At 70.0% G+C, this 21,601-nt stretch carries 17 protein-coding genes; 11 read left to right on the top strand and 6 right to left on the bottom strand.

The annotated features are described in order from the left end of the window. Positions 1-22: 22 nt before the first annotated feature. Positions 23-472 carry a PH domain-containing protein gene (locus AB0M59_RS13785; RefSeq protein ID WP_364613729.1) on the bottom strand — a complete coding sequence of 150 codons (450 nt, stop codon included), beginning with the start codon at positions 470-472 and terminating at the stop codon, positions 23-25. Positions 473-807: 335 nt separating this feature from the next. Between AB0M59_RS13785 and AB0M59_RS13780 the strand changes: the two genes are divergently transcribed. The 4 genes from AB0M59_RS13780 to AB0M59_RS13765 all read left to right on the top strand — a co-directional run bounded on the left by AB0M59_RS13780 (position 808) and on the right by AB0M59_RS13765 (position 4,597). Next, on the top strand, positions 808-2,691 hold the full coding sequence (locus AB0M59_RS13780) for an acetolactate synthase large subunit (protein ID WP_364613726.1): 1,884 nt from the start codon (positions 808-810) through the stop codon (positions 2,689-2,691). A 1-nt stretch (position 2,692) separates the two neighbouring features. Beyond that, entirely contained in the window at positions 2,693-3,199 is a 507-nt protein-coding gene (gene ilvN, locus AB0M59_RS13775; RefSeq protein WP_364613723.1) for an acetolactate synthase small subunit, read from the top strand. A 36-nt stretch (positions 3,200-3,235) separates the two neighbouring features. After that, positions 3,236-4,249: a ketol-acid reductoisomerase gene (gene ilvC / locus AB0M59_RS13770; RefSeq protein ID WP_364613720.1), complete on the top strand. Its 1,014-nt coding sequence runs from the start codon at positions 3,236-3,238 to the stop codon at positions 4,247-4,249. Between the two features lie 81 nt (positions 4,250-4,330). Further along, positions 4,331-4,597: a DUF397 domain-containing protein gene (locus AB0M59_RS13765; RefSeq protein ID WP_364613717.1), complete on the top strand. Its 267-nt coding sequence runs from the start codon at positions 4,331-4,333 to the stop codon at positions 4,595-4,597. Here the strand turns inward: AB0M59_RS13765 and AB0M59_RS13760 are convergent. The 4 genes from AB0M59_RS13760 to AB0M59_RS13745 form a co-directional block, all read right to left on the bottom strand. After that, positions 4,594-5,457, bottom strand: coding sequence for a nuclear transport factor 2 family protein (locus tag AB0M59_RS13760; RefSeq protein ID WP_364613714.1), 864 nt, complete (start codon positions 5,455-5,457; stop codon positions 4,594-4,596). The two genes, AB0M59_RS13765 and AB0M59_RS13760, sit on opposite strands and share 4 nt — an antisense overlap. Before the next feature lie 70 nt (positions 5,458-5,527). Next, entirely contained in the window at positions 5,528-6,856 is a 1,329-nt protein-coding gene (locus AB0M59_RS13755; RefSeq protein WP_364613711.1) for an ankyrin repeat domain-containing protein, read from the bottom strand. Between the two features lie 178 nt (positions 6,857-7,034). Next, positions 7,035-7,865 (bottom strand): TIGR03620 family F420-dependent LLM class oxidoreductase, encoded by an 831-nt coding sequence (locus tag AB0M59_RS13750; protein ID WP_364613708.1) that lies wholly within the window; start codon positions 7,863-7,865, stop codon positions 7,035-7,037. After that, on the bottom strand, positions 7,862-8,761 hold the full coding sequence (locus tag AB0M59_RS13745; RefSeq protein ID WP_364613705.1) for a TIGR03620 family F420-dependent LLM class oxidoreductase: 900 nt from the start codon (positions 8,759-8,761) through the stop codon (positions 7,862-7,864). Before AB0M59_RS13745 ends, AB0M59_RS13750 begins: the two co-directional genes overlap by 4 nt. An 87-nt stretch (positions 8,762-8,848) precedes the next feature. Here AB0M59_RS13745 and AB0M59_RS13740 point away from each other — a divergent pair, with 87 nt between their 5' ends. From AB0M59_RS13740 to AB0M59_RS13715, 6 genes are all read left to right on the top strand, one after another. Next, on the top strand, positions 8,849-9,412 hold the full coding sequence (locus AB0M59_RS13740; protein ID WP_364613702.1) for a helix-turn-helix domain-containing protein: 564 nt from the start codon (positions 8,849-8,851) through the stop codon (positions 9,410-9,412). 125 nt (positions 9,413-9,537) lie between these two features. After that, positions 9,538-11,136 carry a phosphoglycerate dehydrogenase gene (serA, locus tag AB0M59_RS13735; protein ID WP_364613699.1) on the top strand — a complete coding sequence of 533 codons (1,599 nt, stop codon included), beginning with the start codon at positions 9,538-9,540 and terminating at the stop codon, positions 11,134-11,136. 234 nt (positions 11,137-11,370) lie between these two features. Continuing rightward, positions 11,371-14,733: a S8 family serine peptidase gene (locus AB0M59_RS13730; RefSeq protein WP_364613697.1), complete on the top strand. Its 3,363-nt coding sequence runs from the start codon at positions 11,371-11,373 to the stop codon at positions 14,731-14,733. Positions 14,734-14,960: 227 nt separating this feature from the next. Beyond that, complete coding sequence (locus AB0M59_RS13725; protein WP_364613694.1) at positions 14,961-15,995, top strand: 3-isopropylmalate dehydrogenase; 1,035 nt, start codon at positions 14,961-14,963, stop codon at positions 15,993-15,995. Positions 15,996-16,276: 281 nt separating this feature from the next. Next, positions 16,277-17,881 carry a citramalate synthase gene (gene cimA, locus AB0M59_RS13720; RefSeq protein WP_364613691.1) on the top strand — a complete coding sequence of 535 codons (1,605 nt, stop codon included), beginning with the start codon at positions 16,277-16,279 and terminating at the stop codon, positions 17,879-17,881. A gap of 31 nt (positions 17,882-17,912) precedes the next feature. Beyond that, entirely contained in the window at positions 17,913-18,683 is a 771-nt protein-coding gene (locus AB0M59_RS13715) for a fumarylacetoacetate hydrolase family protein (protein WP_364613688.1), read from the top strand. A gap of 62 nt (positions 18,684-18,745) precedes the next feature. Here the strand turns inward: AB0M59_RS13715 and AB0M59_RS13710 are convergent, their stop codons facing one another. Next, complete coding sequence (locus AB0M59_RS13710) at positions 18,746-19,993, bottom strand: FAD-dependent oxidoreductase (RefSeq protein WP_364613685.1); 1,248 nt, start codon at positions 19,991-19,993, stop codon at positions 18,746-18,748. A 95-nt stretch (positions 19,994-20,088) separates the two neighbouring features. Here AB0M59_RS13710 and gltX point away from each other — a divergent pair, with 95 nt between their 5' ends. Beyond that, positions 20,089-21,567, top strand: a complete 1,479-nt coding sequence (gene gltX / locus AB0M59_RS13705; protein WP_364613682.1) for a glutamate--tRNA ligase — start codon at positions 20,089-20,091, stop codon at positions 21,565-21,567. The last annotated feature ends 34 nt before the right edge of the window (positions 21,568-21,601 follow it).

Genomic DNA, 21,601 nt, shown 5'->3' with positions numbered 1-21,601 from the left:
CGGCGAAACTGGTAGAACCAATTTACTCGCTCGCGGGAGCACCGGGCTTGCCGGGCTTGATGTCCTCGGCGGCCAGCTGCCCGCTCGGATCGGCGACGAGACCCTCGCTGACCAGCGACAGCACCGGCAAGTGCCGGGTGCGGACGGTCGGCAGCGGCAGCTTCGTGTCGTCCTTGAGGACCGCCTGCACGCGCGACTTCTTGGTGATCGCCAGTCCCTTGAGCGCCGACCACGGCACGTCGCGGTGGCCGAACATCGTGCGCGTCGCCAGCCCTTCGCGCGTCGCGATCGTGCGGGTCCGGATCACGAACACCGCGAGCGCGATCGGGAAGATGTAGAGCCACTGCAGGTACGGGATCTCCCCGAGCGCGATCGGCGTCACGCAGATCGTCAGGAGGGCGATCGCCATGAACGACGTGCGGGGGATCCGGAAGATGGCCTTCCGGCCTTCGTCCTGCTCTTTATCGGCCACCCCGAAATGGTGCACCGCCCCGCGGACCGGCCCGGACCCGGGTCGGACGCGGGTGACATGCACCTCGCGGGTGTCCACGATGCGGACACGTCATCCCGCAGAGTTGACACTCGAGAGACCTTCGGACTAGCGTCAGCGTCGTGACACCGCTGACCGGCCTCGTACTTCCCAAGCGCGTCGACGCTTAGGGAAGTCTTTCCGCTGCGTCGACGCGCGAACCCTCGTGCGACCTTACGGTCGGCGAGGGTTTTTTGTTGCCCACGGGAAGAGATTCCCCGCCCCACCGCACAAAACCGACCCGAACGAGTGACACCGAGACCCACGAGGCAGAACCGATGACCAGTGCCACGTCGCGCAGCGACGCGAAACCCGGGCCGACGCCCGGAACGCCCGGAGCACGTCCGAAGCCGGCGCCACCGGCGGGAACCCCGGTGCGCGTCACCGGCGCGCAGTCCCTCGTGCGCTCGCTCGAGGCGGTCGGCGCCGAGGTGGTCTTCGGCATTCCGGGCGGCACCATCCTGCCCGCCTACGACCCGCTGCTGGACTCGACGAAGGTCCGCCACATCCTGGTCCGCCACGAGCAGGGCGCGGGCCACGCCGCCACCGGCTACGCGCAGGCCACCGGCAAGGTCGGTGTCTGCATGGCGACCTCGGGCCCGGGCGCGACCAACCTGGTCACCCCGCTCGCCGACGCGAACATGGACTCCGTCCCGGTCGTCGCCATCACCGGGCAGCAGTCCCGGGCGCTGATCGGCACCGACGCGTTCCAGGAAGCCGACATCTGCGGCATCACCATGCCGATCACCAAGCACAACTTCCTCGTCACGGACCCCGCGGAGATCCCGCGGACCATCGCCGAGGCGTTCCACCTGGCGTCGACGGGCCGGCCCGGCCCGGTCCTGGTGGACATCCCCAAGGACGTGCTGCAGGAGATGACCTCGTTCTCCTGGCCGACGGAGCTGCGGCTGCCGGGCTACCGCCCCACGCTGCGCCCGCACGGCAAGCAGGTCCGCGAAGCCGCGAAGCTCATCGCGAAGTCGCGCCGCCCGGTGCTGTACGTCGGCGGTGGCGTGATCAAGGCGGACGCGCACGAGCAGCTGAAGCAGCTTGCCGAGCAGACCGGCATCCCGGTCGTCACGACGCTGATGGCGCGCGGCGCGTTCCCCGACTCGCACCCGCAGCACCTCGGCATGCCGGGCATGCACGGCACGGTCGCCGCCGTCGCCGCGATGCAGCGGTCCGACCTCCTGATCGCGCTCGGCGCCCGGTTCGACGACCGGGTCACCGGCCAGCTGGAGTCGTTCGCGCCGGACGCCGCGATCGTGCACGCCGACATCGACCCGGCCGAGATCTCCAAGAACCGCAAGGCCGACGTCCCGATCGTGGGCGACTGTAAGGAGATCATCGGCGAGCTGATCGCCGCGGTGACGACGGAGTTCGAGCACGGCGGCAAGCCCGACCTCGCCGACTGGTGGACGCTGCTCGACGACTGGCGCAAGAGCTACCCGGCCGGCTACGAGTGGCCCGACGACGGTTCGCTGTCGCCCCAGTACGTCATCGAGCGGATCGGGCAGCTCGTCGGCCCGGACGCGGTGTACGCCGCCGGCGTCGGCCAGCACCAGATGTGGGCCGCGCAGTTCGTCAAGTACGAGAACCCGCGCACCTGGATCAACTCCGGCGGCCTCGGCACCATGGGGTACGCGGTGCCCGCCGCGATGGGCGCGCAGTTCGGCGTCCCGGGCACGCAGGTGTGGGCGATCGACGGCGACGGCTGCTTCCAGATGACCAACCAGGAGCTGGCCACCTGCGCCATCGAGGGCGCGCCGATCAAGGTCGCCGTCATCAACAACGGCAACCTGGGCATGGTCCGGCAGTGGCAGAACCTCTTCTACTCGGAGCGCTACTCCAACACCGACCTCGGCACGCACAAGCACCGCATCCCGGACTTCGTGCTGCTGGCCGAGGCCCTGGGTTGCGCGGGCCTGCGGTGCGAAACGAAGGAAGACGTCGACGCCACCATCCGCCGCGCGATGGAGATCAACGACCGCCCCGTCGTGATCGACTTCGTCGTGGGGAAGGATGCGCAGGTGTGGCCGATGGTCGCGGCCGGCACCGGCAACGACGAGATCATGGCGGTCCGGGGCATCCGGCCGCTGTTCGACGACGACGAGGTTTCGGTGGAGACCACGGAAGCCGCCGCGGAAGGTGGCGAGCACTGAGATGACCGTCCACACGCTGAGTGTCCTGGTCGAGAACAAGCCGGGTGTGCTCGCGCGCGTCTCGGGCCTGTTCTCCCGGCGCGGTTTCAACATCGAGTCCCTCGCCGTCGGGCCCACGGAGAACCCCGAGGTGTCCCGCATGACGATCGTGGTCGCCGTCGAAGAGCTACCGCTCGAACAGGTGACCAAACAGCTCAACAAGCTGGTCAACGTGATCAAGATCGTCGAGCTGGAGCAGTCGACCGCCGTGCAGCGCGAACTGCTGCTGGTCAAGGTCCGCGCCGACAACACCGTGCGCAGCCAGGTCCTCGAAACCGTCCAGCTCTTCCGTGCCAAGGTGGTGGACGTGTCCCCGGAGGCGCTCACCGTCGAGGCGACCGGGACGTCGGACAAGATCGGCGCGCTGCTGCGGATGCTGGAGCCCTATGGCATCCGCGAGCTCGTGCAGTCCGGCATGGTCGCGGTCGGACGCGGTGCCCGTTCGATCACCGCCACCTCCGCGCGTTGAAAACTTTGTAAGTCAGGAAAGGAAGCAGTAACCCCCATGGCAGTGGAAATCTTCTACGACGACGACGCCGACCTCTCGATCATCCAGGGGCGCAAGGTCGCTGTCATCGGCTACGGCAGCCAGGGCCACGCCCACTCGCTGAGCCTGCGCGACTCCGGCGTCGACGTCCGCATCGGCCTGCCCGAGGGGTCCAAGTCGCGGGCGAAGGCCGAGGAGCAGGGCCTGCGCGTGCTCACCCCGGCCGAGGCGTCGGCCGAAGCCGACCTGATCATGATCCTGGCTCCGGACACGAAGCAGCGCTTCATCTACGAGCAGGACATCGCGCCGAACCTCAAGGACGGCGACGCGATCTTCTTCGGGCACGGCTTCAACATCCGCTACGACCTGATCAAGCCGCCGTCCAACGTGGACGTCGCCATGGTCGCCCCCAAGGGCCCGGGTCACCTCGTGCGCCGCCAGTTCGTCGACGGCAAGGGCGTCCCGGCGCTCATCGCGGTCGAGCAGGACGCCACCGGCGGCGCCCAGGCGCTCGCCCTCTCCTACGCGGCCGCCATCGGTGGCGCCCGCGCCGGCGTCATCAAGACGACGTTCACCGAGGAGACCGAGACCGACCTCTTCGGCGAGCAGGCCGTGCTCTGCGGCGGCGCGTCCGCGCTGGTGCAGACCGGTTTCGAGGTGCTCACCGAGGCCGGCTACGCCCCGGAGATCGCCTACTTCGAGGTGCTGCACGAGCTGAAGCTGATCGTCGACCTCATGTACGAGGGCGGCATCGCGCGCCAGCGCTACTCGATCTCCGACACCGCCGAGTACGGCGACCTGACCCGCGGCCCGCGCGTCATCTCGCCGGCGGTCAAGGAAGAGATGAAGAAGATCCTCGGCGAGATCCAGGACGGCACGTTCGCGCGTGAGTGGGTCGCCGAGGACGAGGCCGGCCGGCCGAACTTCACCAAGCTCGAGGAGCAGGGCAACCAGCACCCGATCGAGGCGACCGGCAAGAAGCTGCGCGACCTGATGTCGTGGGTGGACCGGCCGATCACCGAGACCGCCTGATCTTTCCCGCTACAACGCTGAAGGGGACGCCCGGAGTGGGCGTCCCCTTCAGTGCTTCCGGCGCTTGGTTACGCTGGCCGCATGAGCGATGACAAGGCGCACATCCGGCACCACCTGGACCTGTCGAAGGCGGAATGGGTCCGGGCCGAGCCGGCGGGCGTCACGCTCGACGAGGTCGTCGAATACGCGCATATCCCGCACACGGACGGCGTCACCTACACCGCGATGCGGAAGTCGACCGACCCCGCGGGCGTGGTCCTCGTCTTCACCCCGTCCGAATGGGACGCGTTCCTCAAGGGCGTCCGCGACGGCGAGTTCGACCTGCCCGACGACCTCGCCGAGGCCTAAAGCTTCGCGGCCAGCGCGGGGATTTGCCCGGTGTCGCCCGCGACGCCGAGGTGGTCCCCGTAGTCGCGGGACTCGATGACCAGACCCTCACGCACGCGCATCGAGAAGATGTTGGCGATCCGCACCGGCTTGCCGCCGTATTCGCCCTGGTAGGCGAACTCGCCGATCAGGACTTCCGGATCGGTGCCCTGGTAGGTGACCAGGTCCGCCACCGAGAAGCCGGGATTCAACGCCTTTCCCGCCGCGAAGTGTGTCCGCACCTCGTCGCGCGTGCGGATCACGCTCGAGCCTGGCAGGAACGGGTGCGTGACGTGCGTTTCCTCGGCGTACAGGTCCGGAAGCTCGTCCCAGCGTCCGCCCGCCACGCCGTGCACGAGCCGCTCGAGCACCGTGCCCGAGCTTTCCGGCGTTACCGGGGACAGATCGCGCGGGGGCGCCTGCTCGCACGCCTTGGCCAGCTGGTCGACGCCGTCGCGGATCGCGGCGAGCCGCAGGTAGTCGTGGTAGTCGCGGGAATGGACGATCAGGCCGTCGCGGATGCGCAGCACCTGGATGTTGGCCGTCGTGGTCGTCCGGCCGGTCTCGACCGACTCGGCGTCGTAGTCGTATTCGGCGACGATCACCTCGGGATCCGTCGTCTCGTGGACGACCACGTTCTTGCGCTTGAGCCGCACGGCTCCGGCGAGGACGCCGGTGAACCGCTCGTGGAGCGCGTCGCGGCCGGTCAAGCGCGTCGGCCGCGGCACGGCTTGGGGGTGTTCGACGACGGTGTCCTCGGCGTAGAGCGCGGAAAGCTCGCCGAACCGTCCTTCGCTGATGCCGTCGGACAGGGCGTCGAAGACGTCGCGGGGTGAGTTCATGAATTCCTCCCAGTGGCAAAACGGAGTCTGTAGTCCGTCTATGAAGATACGGACTACAGACTCCGGTTGTCTACAGGGAGCGGAGGAGGTCCCGGGCGGCCGGCTGTTCGCACACGTCGGCCCAGTTCTCCGGGGTGCTGCTCCAGATTCCGTCGCGTGCGCCGAGGTCGGCGCCGTTCTCGACGAGGACCCGGATCGCTTCCAGGTGCCCGGACTGCCCGGCGAGGTGCAGGGCCGTGACGCCTTCGCCGTGGTTCGGGCCGCCGAAGGTGCCGACGTGGTTCACGTCGGCGCCGAGGTCGAGGAGCGTGCGGATCGCGGCGACCCGCCCGGTCGCCGCCGCCCACGTCAAGGCCGTGCCGCGGTAGACGTCGGCGTTCACGTCGGCGCCCCGCTCGACGAGTGTGCGCAGAGCCTGCGTGCGGTCGTTGCGCGCCGCCCAGGAGAGGGCTTCGTTCTTGGCCTCGGCGGGGTCGCCGGTGGGGTGCCAGGCCGGGAAACCGCTGTGCGGGCGGTAGAAGTCCCGGTGTGCGCCAGCCGCGGGGTGCCCCGGTCGCAGGAGTTCGCCGAGGAGGTCCGCGTCGCCCAGTCCGGCCGCGACGCGCAGGTTGCCGGGTGCCCGGCTGTGCGGCGCCAGCTTCTCCGCGGCCTCGCGGTGACCCCAGAACAGCGCGACGACCAGGGGAGTGCCGCCGTCACCGCGAGCGGAGACGGCGACCGGGGCGCCCGCGTCGAGCAGCATGTCGAGCAGAAGCGGGAGATTGCTGTAGGCGGCTTGGTGCAGCGGTGTCCAGCCGTGGACGTTGCCGCGTGCCGGGTCGGCGCCGTGGTCGAGGAGGACGCGGGTCAGCCGCTCGTCGTGGGTGGCGCCGGCCATGCCGAGCAGGTCGTTGCCGTTGGTGCCGCGGGCGGTGACCAGGCCGGGGAACTCGCCGAGGAGCGTTTTCAGGGCTTCGATGTCTCGCGCTTCGACCGCGCGGTACGCCCGCGCGAAGGGTTCCCCACTGTCCACAAGGGACTTGACGTGGTCGCGGAGTGCGCGCCAGGAAACGAAACCGTGCTCGCGGGCGACGACCACGAGCGCGCCGTCCCGGGTTAACGGCTGATCCCAGCGCTCGAAGGGTTCTCGTGCGCCGGGCGTCTCGTCCTCGGCCGAGGCGAGCAGGCCGAGCGCGCGTTCGGCGTAGTAGTGGACGTCCTGGTGGTACGGGTGCTGCAGGGTTTCGCCGTGTTCCGTGACGCGCCGGACGTACGCCTGGAGTTTCGGCCAGCTCGGGAAGCCGTGGTCGCGGGCGATCCGGAACTGCGCTTCGGAGAGTTTGACGCCTTCGGCGCGTGCGAGATCCTTCGCGCGCTTGCGGAGCTGGTCCAGGCTGGGTTTCGCGGGCAGCGTGCCCATGGTGCCTCCTTCCCTCGTCGCCCGTGGTCCGCCGGCACCGGGCAGGAAAGAAGGTGCGGAGCTGGTGATGCGGTGGTGCAGGGGTGGGCTCGGCCCTTTCCGCGGACGGGACGCGGCCCTCACCACGTCCCGTCACCCTACCCCCGCGTGATCGAAGAGGCATCAAGTGTGATGCCCGTCAGGACACGAGTGATGCCCCTCGGAGCACGTCGGCCAACCGGCGGTAGGAAGCCGGGGTTCGGGCCAGGACTTGGACGCAGACGTGGTCGGCGCCCGCGTCGAGGTGGGCCTGGATGCGGTCCGCCGCCGCCTGCTCGCCGGTCGCGACGATGGCGTCGACCAGGCGGTCGCTGCCGCCGTCGGCCAGGTCCTCCTCCGTGAAGCCGAGCCGGCGCAGGTTCGCCTGGTGGTGCGGGGCCTGCCGGACGTACAGGTCCGCGTGCTCCCGGGCGGCCGAAGGCGACGCGTCCAGGACCACCGCCTGCTCGACCGCCAGGTACTTGCCCGGCCCGAGCCGCTCCCGCGCCATCGCGGTGTGTTCGGGTGGGACGAAGTACGGGTGGGCACCGTCGGCGCGTTCGGCCGCCAGGTCCAGCAGCTTCGGGCCCAGTGCCGCGAGCACCCGGCGCGGCCGCGGTGCCGGCTGGGGCAATCCCGGCAAGTCGGCCGAGTCCATCCCGTCGAGGTATTCGCGCAACGCCGTCAGTGGCCGCGCGCCCGGCCGGTGTCCGCCCAGCCCGGCGATGAACCGGCCCGGGTAAGCCTCGCCCAACGCGCGGATGGCACCTTCCGCCGCCAGCGGGGAACGCTGGTCGAAGCGCGCGACCCCGGTGGCGATCGTCAGCTTCGACGTCGCCGCGAGGAGCAAGGCCGCCTGCGTGAACGCCTCCCGTCCGGCGTATTCGCCGAACCAGATCGCGTCGAAGCCCAGCTCCTCGATCTCGGCGGCCGTCTCACGCACCACGGAAATCGGGTCGCCGTCGAAGAACCGCCAGATCCCGACGCTCATCGGACCACCGCCGGTGCCAGCTCCAGCAGCAGGTCCACAGTGGACTCGAAGGTTGCCGCGGACGGTGTCAGCAGCACGTGGTCCGCGCCCGCGTCGAGGAGTTCGTCCAGGCGCTTCGCGATGGTTCCGGCGTCGCCCCAGAGAACGAGGTCGTCGACGAACCGGTCACTGGGGCCCGCGATGTCGGCATCGGTGTAGCCGAGCCGTTTCCAGCCCGCGAGGTAGACCGTGACGGAGTATTCGCGCGACTGCGCCACCCGCCGCCGCACGCTCTCGCGGGCGTCCTCCCGGCTGCCGAGCAGCACGGTCTGCTGCGGGATCAGCAGCTTGTCCGGCCCCAGGATTTCGCGGGCGTACGGCGTGTGCAACACGGGCTGGGCGAAGGGGTGCGCGCCGTCCGCGTGATCACGCGACAGCTCCAGCATCCGAGGCCCGACGGCGGCCAGCACGCGCGGAAACCCGACGGGGGAGGGGTTTTCGGCCGCCGACGCGTCCATTTCGGACAGGTAGGCGCGCATCCGGTCGATCGGCCGGTACTCTTCGCCGAGCTTCTCGGCTTGGAACGCGTGCCCGATGCCGATGCCGAGCACGAACCGGCCGGGGTGGGCCCTGGCGAGGGTGGCGCCGCCCTTTTCGGTGGTCACCCCGCGCCGCAGCCAGGTGTTGGCGATGCCGGTGCCGAGCACGACGTCCGGCACCGAAGCGAGCAGGTCGCCGAAGTGGGCGAACACCTCGCGGGTGCCGGGTCCTTCGCCGCTCCACACCGAGCGGTAGCCGGCTTCGGCGAGCCGGCCGGTGGCCGCGCGCTCGACATCCGGGGGTGGTTGCAGGGGCGCGCTCGGCAACCAGGCGCCAATGGCACCGAGTCGGGCACGCGTGTCTTCGACCAGGGTCATCCTCGTTCCCTCCAGTAATGTGAGGCTGCCTCCGGTTAATATACGGAGGTAGCCTCCGATTGGCTACCCGGTAGGGTCGGAAGGGCGATGACCGAAGTCAAGCCGATGCGCGCGGACGCCCGCCGCAACTACGAGCGCCTCCTCGAAGAAGCGCAGCGCGCCTTCGCCGAACACGGCGTCGAGGCGTCGTTGGAAGACATCGCGCGCCGCGCCGGGGTCGGCATCGGCACGCTGTACCGGCACTTCCCGACCCGGGAGGCTCTGCTCGAGACGCTGCTGCGCGCCCGGTTCGACGCTCAGGCCGACCGGGCGCGCGAACTGATCACCGATCCCGAGCCGCTGGCCGCGCTGCAGACGTGGCTGGCCGGGCTCGGCGACGCGACCGGCACGTTCCGCGGCCTGGTCGAGCTCACCGCCGACGCGCTCAACGACGAATCATCCCGTTTGTACGCGTCGTGCCACGCGATGCGCGTGGCCGGTTCCCATCTGGTGGAACGCGCGAAAGAAGAAGGCGCCCTACGCGAGGACGTCACCACCGACGAGCTCCTTCTGTTGCTGCACGCGGCATCCTGGGCGGGCGGGCACCTGCCCGGCCCGGGGGGCATGCACCGCCTCCTGGCTCTTGTTTTCGAAGGATTACGGGTGAGTTAACACCGTGGGAAGCCAGGGGGTGGCCCAGCGGGTTAAACTCCGGCTCGACCGGGGCACAACGGCGTGCTGAGACCGTCTGTCGACACAGAGCGTCCTGGAAATGACCAGATAGTGGGAGCCGCATCGTGAGCAAGCCCAATAAACCCGTCGTCCTCATCGCGGAGAAGCTCGCCCCCTCCGTGCTGAGTGTTTTCGGTGACGAGGTGGAGGTCCGGCACGTCGACGGCACGGACCGGTCCGCGCTGCTCGAGGCGGTGAAGAGCGCCGACGCGCTGCTGGTCCGCTCCGCCACCAAGGTCGACGCCGAGGTCTTCGGCGCCACGACGCAGCTGAAGGTCGTCGCCCGCGCCGGCGTCGGCCTGGACAACGTCGAGGTGCCCGCCGCCACCGAGCGCGGTGTCCTGGTCGTCAACGCGCCGACGTCGAACATCGTCTCCGCCGCCGAGCACGCCGTCGCCCTGCTGCTGTCGGTCGCGCGCCGGGTTCCGGCGGCCAGCCAGAGCCTCCGCGGCGGCGAGTGGAAGCGCAGCTCGTTCTCGGGTGTGGAACTGCAGGGCAAGACCGTCGGCGTGGTCGGCCTCGGCAAGATCGGCCAGCTGTTCGCCCAGCGCCTCGCCGCGTTCGACACGCACATCATCGCCTACGACCCCTACGTCTCGGCCGCGCGCGCGGGCCAGCTCGGCATCGAGCTCGTGACGCTCGACGAGCTCCTGTCGCGCGCCGACGCCATCTCCATCCACCTGCCGAAGACCCCGGAGACCAAGGGCCTCATCGACGCCGAGGCGCTGAAGAAGACCAAGCCGGGCGTCATCATCGTGAACGCCGCCCGCGGCGGGCTGATCGTGGAGGAGGACTTGGCCGACGCGCTGCGCTCGGGTCACGTCGGCGGCGCCGGCATCGACGTCTTCGTCACCGAGCCGACCACGGCCAGCCCGCTGTTCGAGCTGGACAACGTCGTCGTGACGCCGCACCTGGGCGCGTCGACGGCCGAGGCGCAGGACCGCGCGGGCACCGACGTCGCGAGGTCCGTGCTGCTGGCGCTGCGCGGCGACTTCGTGCCGGACGCGGTGAACGTCTCCGGCGGCGGCGCGGTGGGCGAGCACGTCCGCCCGTACCTGACGCTGACGCAGAAGCTCGGCCAGCTGCTCACCGCCCTGAACCCGACGGCGCCGGCTTCGGTGACCGTGCAGGTCAAGGGCGAGATCTCCAACGAGGACACCGGCGTGCTGCAGCTGGCGGCGCTGCGCGGCGTGTTCACCGGTGTGGTCGAGGACCAGGTCACGTTCGTCAACGCGCCGCAGCTGGCGGAGAAGCTGGGCGTGCAGGTCGAGCTGGAGACCGAGTCGGAGAGCCCGAAGTTCCGCAGCCTGGTCACGGTGCGGGCGGTGCACGCGGACGGCGCGGTGCTGACCGTGTCCGGTTCGGTCACCGGCAAGGACGAGGTCGAGAAGCTGGTCGAGGTCAACGGACGCGGCTTCGACCTGCGCGCCGAGGGCACGGTCCTGCTGGTCGAGTACGGCGACCGCCCGGGCGTGATGGGCCGCGTGGGGACGCTGCTCGGCGAGGCCGGCATCAACATCGAGGCCGCGCAGATCAGCCAGACGACCGACGGTTCCGACGCGGTGATGCTCCTGCGCGTCGACCGCCACATCGACGCTCACCTGCTCGATCCGATCGGCGCTTCGGTCGGAGCGCACACGATCCGCGCTGTCGACTTCAACTGACGCGAAGCACCACAAAGGCCCCCTCGCCGTTCCTGGTGAGGGGGCCTTTGTGCGCAATCACATCTGGATAACGGAGTCCTTTGCCTACGTAAGTAGGTGTTTTGGGGCATTAGGTTCTCTCCGCGAGGTCGAACCACGCGTCGTCGAGGGCACGACGCGTGCCGCGCTTCACCGTCGGGGGTGTCAGGAGCGGCAGGCAGGTTCGGGTCCAGACCTCGAGTAAGGGGCCGACTCATGAGCAGATCCCGCTTACCCGCTCGCGTCACGACGGCGTTCTTCGCCGTCGTGCTGGCGGCCGCGCTGGGCGCGCCCGTCGCGAGCGCAGCCGACGCACCTCTCGCAGACGGAGTGGCGCCGGCGAAGATCGACGACGCCAAGCTGCAGGGCAAGCTCTCGCCGCGGCTGGGCGCCGCGCAGGGCCGCGTCACCGCGTTCGTCGAGCTGGGCAAGAAGCCCGCCGTCGACGCGTTCACCGCCGCGCAGCCGCAGGGCAAGGAGCAGGCCAAGCGAGCCGCCAAAGCCGCCAAGGCCGACACCGCGGCCGCGGTCGAATCGGTCCTCGGCCAGCTGCGGTCCGCCGACGCCAAGCCGCAGGTCGTCACCCAGACCGCCAACGCCGTCCCCGGCGTGGTCGTCACGGCGGACGCCGCGAAGCTGCGTGAGGTCGCCAAGCGCGCGGACGTCGTTTCGGTGCGCACGGTCGTGCCGAAGACCCGCACCAACGCCAGCGCCGAGCAGCTGACCAACACGCTCGCGGCGTGGCAGCAGACCGGCAAGTTCGGCGACGGCGTCCGCGTCGGCGTGATCGACGACGGCATCGACTACACCCACGCCGACTTCGGCGGCCCCGGCACGCAGGCCGCGTACAACGGCGTCGACCGCAGCAAGCCGACCCCGCTCTTCCCGAGCGCCAAGGTCGTCGGCGGCACCGACCTCGTCGGTGACGACTACGACGCCGCGACGCCGGGCAAGACGACCCCGGCCCCGGACCCGAACCCCCTCGCCTGCGGTGAGCACGGCACGCACGTGGCCGGCACCATCGGCGGCTTCGGCGTCACCGCCGACGGCAAGACCTTCAAGGGCGACTACAAGAAGCTCACGGCCAAGAAGGTCGACGAGATGCAGATCGGCCCGGGCACGGCGCCGAAGTCGCTCCTCTACGCCATCAAGGTGTTCGGCTGCACGGGCTCGACGAACGTCACCTCGCAGGCGCTGGACTGGGCGCTCGACCCGGACGGCGACGGCGACTTCACCGACCACCTCGACATCGTCAACCTGTCGCTGGGCTCCGACTTCGGTGCGCCGGACGACCCGGACTCGCTGTTCGTGCGCAAGCTCGCCGCGAACAACGTGCTGCCGGTGATCTCCGCGGGCAACGGCGGCGACATCAACGACATCGCCGGCTCCCCGGGCAACACCCCGGAGGCGCTGACCGTGGCCAGCACACGGGACGCGGGCATCCTGCGCGACGCCGCCGAGGCGACCGCGCCGACCGCGGCCAAGGGCCAGAAGACCGGGCAGTACAGCCAGAACTACACCGGCTACGACACGCTGAACCTGACCGCGCCGGTCGTCGCGTTGTCCGCGGCGAACAACGCGGGCTGTGCCCCGTACTCGGCCGAGGACAAGGCGAAGGCCGCCGGCAAGTTCGTCTGGCTGGAGTGGGACGACAACGACTCGACCCGCGCCTGCGGCTCGGCGGCCCGGGCGAACAACGCCCAGGCGGCCGGGGCGAAGGGCGCGCTGCTCTCGTCCACTTTGGAGCACTTCAGCGCGGGCATCGCGGGCAACGCGGCGATCCCGATGTTCCAGTTCACCGGCTCCGCGACGAAGACGCTGCGCGCGGCGCTGACGGCGGGCACGCTGCAGATCCGGCTCTACGGCGCCGGGCGCGCCTCGATCCAGACCTACGACAAGACCATCGTGGACACCCCGAGCTCGTTCACCTCGCGCGGCACCCGCGGCCCGGCGCTCAAGCCGGACGTCGCCGCGCCGGGTGACACGATCACCTCGGCGTTCCGCGGCAGCGGCAACGGCCGGACCGTGCTCTCGGGCACGTCGATGGCGGCCCCGCACACCGCCGGCATCACCGCGCTGGTCCGCCAGTCCCACCCGGACTGGTCGGTCGAGGAGGTCAAGGCCTCGGTCATCGACACCGCCGGCCACGACGTCGGCGACGGCGCCGGCCACACCTACGCGCCGCAGCGCGTCGGCAGCGGCCGGATCGACGCCAAGGCGGCGCTGGACAACCAGGTGCTCGCCTACGTCCAGGACGACCCGGGCGCGGTGAGCGTCAGCTTCGGCACGGTCGAGGCTCCCGGGCCGGTGACGCTGTCGAAGACGATCAAGCTGGTCAACAAGGGCGTCACGGCCGCCGAGTACACCGTGGGCTACCAGGCGGTCAACGCGCTGCCGGGTGTCGAGTACACAGTGGACAAGCAGTCGGTGAAGCTGACCCCGCGCGGCACCGCCAAGGTCAAGGTGACGCTGAAGATCACCGACCCGAAGGCGCTGCGCAAGGTCATGGACCCGACCATGCAGGCCACCCAGGCCGGCCTGGCGCGGCAGTTCGTCGCCGACGCCTCCGGCCGCGTCGCCTTCACCCCGGTCAGCGGGGCCAAGGTGCCGCTGCGGGTTTCGGTCTACGCGGCGCCCAAGCCGGTTTCGACCATTTCGACGCCGCAGTCGGTGAAGTTCGCCCCGGACGCCACCCAGGCCGTGCTGAACCTCGGCGGCAAGGGTGTCGACCAGGGCTCCGGCGCGCAGCGGTACCGCTCGCTGATCAGCGTGCTCGAGCTGCAGGCGGAGTCCCCGCAGCTGCCCGAGTGCGACGCGGACGTGGTCACCGACTGCACGGTGAACAAGACGGCCAAGGGCGGCGACCTCCGCTACATCGGGGCGGCTTCCACCGCGCCGCTGGCGAAGGAACAGGGTGAGCCGGAGAACGCGATCCTCGCGTTCGGCCTGTCCACGTGGGGCGACTGGGCGAACATCGGCAGCAACACCTCGCCGTTCGTCGATATCGACACCACCGGGGACGGGACGCCGGACTTCGAGACCTACGTGACCAAGGCGACGTCCACGGACGTGCTGCTGGCCGTCACGGTCGCGCTGACCGCGGGCTTCCCGCAGGTCGACGTCCAGGCCGTCAACGGCCAGCTCGGCGACGTCGACACGAACGTGTTCGACACGAACGTGCTGACGCTGCCGGTTTCGCTGGCGGCGCTGGGCATCGACGCGAACGCCGACAGCCACCGCATCTCCTACACGGTGGGTGTGAGCGGTTTCTACGTCGCGCCGGGCACGACGAACGGGCTGATCGACTACGTCGGCACGCCGCTTTCGTTCGACGCGCTCGCCCCGGGCTACTCGGTGCAGGGCGGCGGCGACGCCGCGCTGGGCTACGTGGCGAAGCCGGGAACGGCGCTGGTCGTGAACCGGAACGCGGCGTCGGCCGCGGCCGACAAGGCGCTCGGGCTGCTCGCCATCGAGCACCACAACGCCGCGGGCAACCGCGCGAACGTGGTCAAGGTGGACGCCGCACAGGGCGCCCGGCCGGGCAATGACCGTCAGCCGATCGGGGCTGGTCACCGTTAGGCCCGGTCAAGATCGATAGGTGCAGGAACCGGGGCGTTCCCGGCGGGTTTCCGCCGGGGGCGCCCCGTCCTTGTTCACCCGATCGGGTGTCTCACCCTGCGGGAGGATGCGGCATAAGGGTGGTGCGGCTACGGCCGTTTGTCTACGGCCGGTAACCTTCCGGCTGCTGGCGTTTTGTTGCGGTGGGCCATCGGTGCGCTGGTGGCCCGGTCGACGGAGGTGTGTGGATGCGGCTCGCGGTGATCCCAGGAGACGGGATCGGGCCCGAGGTGGTCTCCGAGGCGTTGAAGGTGCTCGGCGAAGTAGCACCGACGGCGGAGATCACGAACTACGACCTCGGCGCCGCCCGGTGGCACTCGACCGGTGAGCTGCTCCCGGAGTCGGTGCTGGGCGAACTCCGTCAGCACGACGCGATCCTGCTGGGCGCGGTCGGCGACCCGTCGGTGCCGAGCGGCATCCTCGAGCGCGGCCTGCTGTTGCGCCTGCGGTTCGAAATGGACCACCACGTCAACCTGCGCCCGGCGCGGCTGTACCCGGGTGTCCGGGGACCGCTGGCCGACGCGGGCGACGTCGACATGGTCGTCGTGCGCGAAGGGACCGAAGGCCCGTACGCGGGCACGGGCGGCCTGATCCGCAAGGACACCGAGCACGAGATCGCGACGGAGGTCAGCACCAACACGGCGTACGGCGTCCGGCGCGTGGTCGCGGACGCGTTCAGCCGTGCCGAGGCCCGTCCGCGCAAGCACCTGACGCTGGTGCACAAGACCAACGTGCTGTCGTTCGCCGGCTCGCTGTGGTCGCGGATCGTCGAAGAGGTCTCGCTGGAGCACCCGGAGGTGACTGTCGCGTATTCGCACGTGGACGCGGCGACCATCCACCTGGTGACCGACCCGTCCCGGTTCGACGTGATCGTGACGGACAACCTGTTCGGCGACATCCTCACCGACCTCGCGGCGGCGGTCACCGGCGGCATCGGCCTCGCGGCCAGCGGCAACCTGGACATGACCCGTCGCAACCCGAGCATGTTCGAGCCGGTCCACGGTTCGGCGCCGGACATCGCGGGCCAGGGCCTGGCCGACCCGACGGCCGCGGTGCTGTCGGTGGCGCTGCTGCTGGACCACCTGGGCCAGAAGGAAGCGGCGCGGCGCATCGAGGCGTCGGTCGCTTTCGATCTGGCCACGCGGGACCAGGCTTCGCCGGGCGCGACGACGGCGGTCGGCGACAGGCTGGCCGCGCTCGTGTCGTCCAACGTGCGCAGCTGACACGCTTTCCCGTACTCCGTGAAGGCCCCCTTACCGGCATCTTGAGCCGGCAAGGGGGCCTTCACGGCTTTCGGCGAATGTCGGAGTGTTCCCGGATGGTGGGAGCTTGACCCAGGTTGTGGACTTCCGCCGAAACCCTGTGGCATGATGCGACCGTGACCAGCTTCGCGATCATTATCATCGAGCGCGCCGGACGATAGCTCCACAAGAGCCCCCGGCGCGCAACCTCTCGCACCCATGCGGGAGGTTTTTTTGTTGCCTCGAAACGCTAGGAGACCACCGTGACCCGCCAGGAGCCCGCCGATACCCCCCTCGGCGACGCCTTCCACCTCTACGACACGACCCTGCGCGACGGTGCGCAGCGCGAGGGCATCTCCTACTCCGTCCAGGACAAGCTGGCCGTCGCGCGGCTGCTGGACGAGCTCGGGGTCGGGTTCATCGAAGGTGGCTGGCCGGGCGCGCTCCCCAAGGACACGGAGTTCTTCGCCCGTGCCGCGAAAGGCGAACTGAAGCTCGGGCACGCGGCGCTCGTCGCCTTCGGGGCGACTCGCAAGGCCGGCACCACCGCCGACGTCGATCCGCAGGTCCGCGCGTTGCTCGACAGCGAAGCCCCGGTCATCACCCTCGTCGCGAAGTCCGATCTGCGGCACATCGAACGCGCCCTGCGCGTCGACGTCGACGAAGCCTGCGCCATGGTCCGCGACACCGTCGCTTTCCTGACGAAAGAAGGGCGAAGGGTCTTCCTCGACGCCGAGCACTTCTTCGACGGCTACGCGTATTCGCCCGAGACTTCGCTCCGGGTCCTCGACGCCGCCGCGCACGCGGGCGCCGACGTCCTCGTGCTTTGCGACACCAACGGCGGCCAGCTGCCGCTCGGCCTCGCCGAGACCGTCAAGACCATCAAGGAAAAGACGGGATTCCGCCTCGGGATCCACTGTCAGGACGACACTTCCTGCGCCGTGGCGAACTCCGTCGCCGCGGTGCAGGCCGGCGCGACGCACGTCCAGTGCACCGCCAACGGTTACGGGGAGCGGGCCGGCAACGCCGACCTCTTCGCCGTGACGGGAAACCTGGTGACCAAGCTCGGGATGGAGGTCCTCCCGACCGGAGGTGCCGCCGAGCTCACCCGGGTCTCCCATGCCCTTGCCGAAATCGCCAACCTCGCCCCCTACACCCACCAGGCTTACGTAGGGGCGTCGGCTTTCGCCCACAAGGCGGGACTGCACGCGAGCGCGATCAAGGTGGATCCGTTGTTGTACAACCACATCGATCCAGCTTCTGTCGGCAACGACATGCGGGTACTGGTCACCGAGATGGCCGGCAGGGCCAGCCTCGAGCTCAAGGGACGTGAGCTCGGGGTCGACCTTGCCGGCCGGCCCGAAGCGCTGACGAGCGCCATCACGAAGGTCAAGCGGCTCGAAGCGGAAGGCTGGTCGTTCGAAGCGGCCGACGCTTCCTTGGAGCTGCTGCTCCGCCAGGAGGCCGACGTCCCCGCCGAGGCGCCGTTCGAGCTCGAGTCCTACCGCGTGGTCCTCGACCACCGGGCCGACGCCGAGGTCGTCTCCGAGGCGACGGTCAAGGTGCACGTCGGCGGCCAGCGCGTCATCGCCACCGCCGAGGGCATCGGGCCGGTGCACGCGCTCGACGCCGCGCTGCGGAAGGCGCTGTCGCCGCACCTGTCCTGGTTGGACAGTGTGGATCTCGCCGACTACAAGGTCCGCATCCTCCAGGGCCACCCGGGCACCGACGCGGTGACGCGCGTGCTGGTCGAGAGCACCGACGGCGAGCGCGAGTGGACCACGGTCGGGGTGCACGGGAACATCGTCGAGGCCAGCTGGCTGGCCCTGTGCGACGCGCTCGTGCACAAGAGCACCACCGTGGCCTGAGTAACCGGCGGGGCGCACGTAGACTGGCTGCGTGCGCCTAGCCCGTATTGCTCATCCCGGTGGAGTCGCGTTCGCTTCGGTCGAAGGGGACGGTGACGACGCCCAGGTCCTGGAGATCGCCGAGCACCCGTTCGGCCAGCCCAACTTCACCGGCAAGCGGTGGCCGCTGGCCGACGTCCGGCTGCTCGCGCCGATCCTGCCGTCCAAGGTGATCGCCGTCGGCCGCAACTACGCCAAGCACGCGGCCGAGTTCGGCAACGAGGTGCCCAGCGCCCCCATGCTGTTCCTCAAGCCGTCCACCACCGTCGTCGGGCCGAACGCGGCCATCCGCCGCCCGTCCGGCGTCGGCCGCGTCGACTTCGAGGGTGAGCTGGCCATCGTCATCGGGCAGCCGGTCAAGAACGTGCCCGCCGCCCGCGCCGCGAGCGCGATCCTCGGCTACACGGTCGCGAACGACGTCAGCGCCCGCGACCTCCAGAAGTCCGACGGCCAGTGGGGCCGCGCCAAGGGCTTCGACACCTTCTGCCCGCTCGGGCCGTGGATCGAGACGTCGCTGGACGCGTCCGACCTGGCGCTGAAGGCCGAGGTGGACGGCGAGCTCAAGCAGGACGGCCGCACGTCCGACCTCGTCCACAAGATCCCCGAGCTGGTCGAGTTCGTCTCCGGCGTCATGACGCTCCTGCCCGGCGATGTCATCCTGACCGGCACGCCCGAGGGCGTCGGCCCGATCGAGGGCGGCCAGAGCGTCTCGATCACCATCGAAGGCATCGGCACCCTGACCAACCCGGTCGAAAACGTCTGACCCCGAGTTCGTGAAGGCCACCTTGAGGAACTTGTAGTTCCTGAAGGTGGCCTTCACGGCTTTCAGCGCTGGACCGGCTCCATGGGGCGGCGGGCGAACGCCGGGGCGTGCTCCGGCCGCAGGCCCAGGCCCAGCAGCCGGGCCGGGACGTACGACAGCCGCGGGAACCGGGCGAACAGCTTGATCATCGGCGCCGGCGGGCCATTGCGCTTGCCCGCCATCACCGCGCGCATCACGGTCCGGTGCAGCAGCCGCTGCAGACCCTGCACCAGCAGCGTCGGCGCCAGCCGCCGTGTGCGCACCTTCGCCAGGTCCGCCCGCGACGGGCGGCCCCGGCGCAGCGGCTCGGCCAGCAGCGTCGCCGTCGCGACCGCGTCCTGCACCGCGAGGTTGATCCCGACCCCGCCGATGGGCGACATCGCGTGCGCCGCGTCGCCGATGCAGAGCAGCCCGTCGACGTGCCACTTGCGCAGCATGTTGAGCCGCACGTCGAGGAACTTGACGTCGTCCATCGTCTCGAGTTCGTGCACCCGGCCGGTGAACTCCGGGCAGATCTGCGCGACGTTGTGGCGGAACGCCTCGATGCCCTGCTTGCGGAGGTCGTCGCCCTTCGGGCCGAGGTAGGCGACTTGGAAGAAGTCGGGCCGGGGGAGCGGCACCGCGAAGCGGCGGTCGCGCATCCTCGGCATGAGCATGCCGTCCGCGTCCCCTTCCTGCCGCGAGAGCCGGAACCACCAGACGTCGAACGGGCAGTCGTACTCCCGCGGTACCAGGCCGGCTTCGCGGCGGGCCAGCGACCAGCGGCCGTCGGCGGCGATCACCAGGTCGGCGCGGATCTCACCGGTCTCGCCGGCCGTCGTGCGGTAGGTGACGCCGGCGACCCGGCCGTGCTCCCGGACCAGGCCGGTGCACTCGGTCTCCATCCGCTGGACGAACGTCGGTTCTTTGCGGGCGCTTTCGGCGAGCAGGTCCAGGAAGTCCCACTGCGGCACCATCGCGATGTACGGGTGGGCGACCTTCAACCGGGTGAAGTCGGCCAGCTTCATCATCTCGCCGTTGTCCTGGGGGAATCCCGCCGCGGTCAGCTCGCTGTGCGGCAGCGCGTGGAACTTCTCGCCGAGGCCCAGCTCGTCGAGCAGCGTGAGCGTCGACGGGTGGACCGTGTCCCCGCGGAAGTCGCGCAGGAAGTCCGCGTGCTTCTCCAGCACCGTGACCTCGACGCCGGCCCGTGCCAGCAGGAGTCCCGTGACCATCCCGGCCGGCCCGCCACCGATGACGACGCAGCCCGTGCGCTCGGTCATCTCGACCATCTCCCCATCTATTCATCGCTTGTTGAATAAACTGAGGATGCACCCGGCCGGTCCCCGGCGTCAAGCGATGTGGCGACGGATACGCTGATCGGGCTATGAGTGACACATCGGTGGTACGCGCGCGCTTCTGTCCTTCGCCGACCGGCACCCCGCACGTCGGGCTGATCCGCACGGCGCTGTTCAACTGGGCCTTCGCCCGGCACAACCAGGGGCAACTGGTGTTCCGGATCGAAGACACCGACGCCGCGCGTGACTCGCAGGAGTCCTACGAGCAGCTGCTCGACGGGCTGCGCTGGCTCGGCATCGACTGGGACGAGGGCCCCGAGGCCGGCGGCGAGTACGGACCGTACCGCCAGAGCGAGCGACGCGCGATCTACGCCGACGTCGCCGCGAAGCTCCTCGAAGCGGGGGAGCTGTACGAGGCGTTCTCCACCAACGAGGAGGTCGAGGCGCGGCGCAAGGCGGCCGGCCTGGACCCGAAGCTGGGCTACGACAACTTCGACCGCGACCTCACCGACGAGCAGCGTGCGGCGTACCGCGCCGAGGGCCGCGCGCCGGTGCTGCGCCTGCGCATGCCCGCGATCGACCTCGCGTGGACCGACCTGGTCCGCGGCGACATCAGCTTCCCGGCGGGCACGATCCCGGACCCGGTGCTGGTGCGCGCCAACGGTGAGCCGCTGTACACGCTGACCAACCCGGTCGACGACGCGCTGATGAAGATCACGCACGTCCTGCGCGGCGAGGACCTGCTGCCGTCGACGCCCCGCCAGCTGGCGCTCTACGCGGCGCTGGAGCGGGTCGGCGTCGCCGAGTTCACGCCGCGGTTCGGCCACCTGCCGTACGTCATGGGCGAGGGCAACAAGAAACTGTCCAAACGCGACCCTTCGTCGAACCTCTTCAACTACCGCGACCGCGGCTTCATCCGCGAGGGCCTGCTCAACTACCTGGCCCTGCTCGGCTGGTCGATCGCCGACGACCGCGACGTCTTCAGCGTCGAGGAAATGGTCGCCGCCTTCGACGTCACCAAGGTCAGCGCCAACCCGGCGCGCTTCGACCTCAAGAAGGCCGAAGCGATCAACGGCACCCACGTGCGGGCCCTGCCCGCGGCCGAGTTCGTGAAGCGCGTCACGCCCTATTTGGTCACCGCGGGTGTCCTTCCGGAATCGCCGAGCGAGGAACAGCTGGCCCGGTTGAACGCGATCGCGCCGCTGGTGCAGGAACGCGTCACGGTCCTTTCGGACGCGATCGCGATGGTGCGTTTCCTCTTTGTCGCGGAGGACGCCTTCGCGCCCGAGGAGGACGCCGCGGCGAAGAACCTCGGCGAAGCCGCGCAGCCGGTGCTCGCCGCGGCGGTCACCGCGCTCGAAGCGCTGCCGTCGTGGGAGACCGAGGCCATCGAGCAGGCGCTCAAGGACGCCCTTGTGGACGGTCTGGGTCTCAAGCCCCGCAAGGCTTTCGCGCCGGTTCGCGTCGCCGTGACCGGACGGACCGTTTCCCCGCCGTTGTACGAGTCGATGGAACTGCTCGGCCGCGACGTCTCACTGGGACGTCTTCGCCGCGCATTGGTCGGATAACCGAAAGAAGACGGTTCGCCAACTGGGAGTAGAG

The organism is Amycolatopsis sp. NPDC051371 (assembly GCF_040682155.1).
GTDB lineage: Bacteria > Actinomycetota > Actinomycetes > Mycobacteriales > Pseudonocardiaceae > Amycolatopsis.
Note: the sequence above shows the minus strand (reverse complement) of the source record. Positions and strands in the feature narration are given on the sequence as shown.